Origin of the sequence: Kitasatospora sp. NPDC059088, from assembly GCF_042738155.1 — a bacterium.
GTDB lineage: Bacteria > Actinomycetota > Actinomycetes > Streptomycetales > Streptomycetaceae > Kitasatospora.
The window spans coordinates 1-2,758 of sequence record NZ_JBHYGR010000279.1; the positions used below are offsets into that span (position 1 = coordinate 1).

General features: G+C 71.0%; 1 protein-coding gene. It reads right to left on the reverse strand.

Annotated elements, in window-relative coordinates; translation table 11 throughout:
* Window positions 1-2,758 (reverse strand): amino acid adenylation domain-containing protein (locus ACFWXO_RS45275; RefSeq protein WP_380533095.1); only part of this gene is annotated, 2,758 nt, incomplete at both ends.

Genomic DNA, 2,758 nt, shown 5'->3' on the forward strand with positions numbered 1-2,758 from the left:
AGCCGGGCGTCGATCTCGCCGGGTTCGATGCGGTGGCCGCGGATCTTGACTTGGTCGTCGGTGCGGCCGAGGAAGTCGAGGGTGCCGTCGGGGCGATAGCGGGCGAGGTCGCCGGTGCGGTAGAGGCGGGCGCCCGGGGTGAAGGGGTCGGGGACGAACCGGTCAGCGGTGAGCGCCGGTTGGTGGTGGTAGCCACGGGCCAGGCCGTCGCCGCCGAGGTACAGCTCGCCGGTGACGCCGATCGGGACGGGACGCCCGGCCGGGTCGAGGACGTGGATGCGGGTGTTGTCGATCGGCCGCCCGATCGGTACCGGACCCTCCCACGACCCCGGCCGACAGGTGAAGCACGTGGCCATGGTGGTGCTCTCGGTGGGCCCGTAGACGTTGACGACGGCCGAGCCGGGGTGGAGCTCCAGGAACGTTCGAACGTGGGTGGCCGACAGGGCCTCGCCGCCCGTCAGGACGTGCCGGACCCCGGCCAGCGCCTGCGAGGACTCCTCCACCAGGGTGTGGAAGAGGGCGGTGGTGAGGAGGAGGACGGTGGGTCGGTGGGTGTGGATGTCGTGGGTGGCGGTTTCGGTGGTGGTGCGGCCCGGGGCGGCGATGGCGAGGGTGGCGCCGGTGGTGAGGGGGGTCCAGATCTCGTAGCTGGAGGCGTCGAAGGCGATGGAGTTGAGGTGGAGGAAGACGTCGTCGGGGGTGGTGTCGGTGATGCGGGTGTTGTGGGTGAGGCGTAGGACAGCCTGGTGGGTGATCTGGACGCCCTTGGGGGTGCCGGTGGATCCCGAGGTGTGGAGGACGAAGGCGAGACTGCCGGGGTGGGCGACGGGATCGGGATCGGTGGTCGGGTGCCCGGCGGTCGTCGGGTCGTCCAGGGCGAGGAGGGTGCCGCCGAGGGTGGCTGCCAGGACGGCCTGGTGGGGGTGGTGGAGGACGACGGCGGTGCCGGTGGAGGTCAGGAGGTGGGTGAGGCGTTCGGTGGGGTGGGTGGGGTCGAGCGGGAGGTAGGCGGCGCCGGCTTTGAGGACGGCGAGCAGGCCGATGACGAGTTCGGGGCTGCGTTCGGCGCAGATGCCGACGGTGGTGTCGGGGTGGACGCCGGATTCCCGGAGTCGGTGGGCGAGTTGGTTGGCACGCTCGTTGAGCTCGCGGTAGCTGAACAGTCGTTCGCCCTGGACGAGAGCGATGGCCTCCGGCCGCAACCGGGCGTGCTGTTCCACCAGTTGGTGGACGGTGCGGTCGTGGGGGTAGGGCGCGGTGGTGTCGTTCCACTCGTGCAGGATGCGGCGGCGCTCGTCCGGGCTGAGGAGGTCGAGGTCGTCCAACCGCGCGTCGGGGTCGGTGGTGACGGCGGTGAGCAGGTGCTGGAAGTGGGTGGCCAGTCGCTCGATGGTCGCCGCGTCGAACAGGTCGGTGCTGTAGGTGAAGTCGATCGTCAGCTCGGGGCCGGCCTCGGTCGCGCTGACGGTCAGGTCGAACTTCGCGACCGTGTCGTCCAGCGGAAGCGTCTGGACGTCCAGTCCTGCCAGTTGCCAGCAGTGGGAGATGTCCGTGGTCGAGCCGTGGACGGTGAGCATGGTCTGGAAGAGGGGGGTGCGGCTGAGGTCGCGTTGGGGGGCGAGTTCGGAGACCAGGCGTTCGAAGGGGAGGTCCTGGTGGGCGTAGGCGTTGAGGGCGGTGTCCCGGGTCCGGTTGAGGACTTCGCGGAGGGTGGGGTTGCCGGTGAGGTCGGCGCGGAGGACGAGGGTGTTGACGAAGAAGCCGATGAGGTCTTCGGTTTCGGAGCGGTTGCGGTTGGCGACGGGGGTGCCGACGGCGATGTCGTGGTGGCCGGTGTAGGTGCGGAGGAGGATCTGGTAGGTGGCCATCAGGGTCATGAAGGTGGTGACGCCGTGGTCCTGGCCGAGTTTGTGCAGGGCGGTGGTGAGGTCGTCCGGCAGGGTGAGGGTGTGGGTGGCGCCTCGGCTGCTGCGGACGGCGGGGCGGGGGCGGTCGGTGGGCAGCTCCAGCGGCTCCAGCCCGGCGAGTTGCTCCCGCCAGTAGGCCGCCTGCCCCTCGACCAGCTCGCCCTGGAGCCAGGAGCGCTCCCAGATCGCGTAGTCGGCGTACTGGAGGGCGGGTTCGGTCAGCCGGCTGGGCCGTCGCTCGCGGAGGGCCGCGTAGAGCTCGTCGAGTTCCCTGGCGACGATGCGGTAGGACCAGCCGTCGGTGACGATGTGGTGCATCGAGAGCAGGAGCACGTGCTGCTGCGGGTCGAGGCGGAACAGGTGCGCGCGGGCGAGCGGCCCGTGCGCGAGGTCGAAGGGCCGGCTCGCTTCCTGGTGCAGTGCTGCCACGAGGTCGACGTCGTCCCAGTCGCCGGCGTCCACCTGGACGAGCGGCAGGGAGCCGGTGGGCTCGATCACCTGGGCGGGTGCCGAGTCCGCTCCCTCGGCGAACCGGGTGCGCAGGATCTCGTGCCGGGCTGCGAGCTGCTGCAGCGCCTGTTCCAGGGCTGCCGGGTCGAGCGCACCGAACAGGTGCAGCGCGATGGGGACGGTGTAGGCGTTGCCGTCGGGGTCCATCCGGTCGAGGAACCAGAGGCGTTCCTGGGCGTACGACAGCGGGACGGCGGCCGGTCGTTCCGCGCGGCGGACGGCCGTGGTGTCGACCGCTGCCGACGTGCCGAGGGTGGTGGCGAGTTGGGCGATGGTGGGGGTCTCGAAGAGGGCGCGGACGGGGAGTTCGTGGCCGAGTTCGGTGCGCAGGCGGGAGGTGA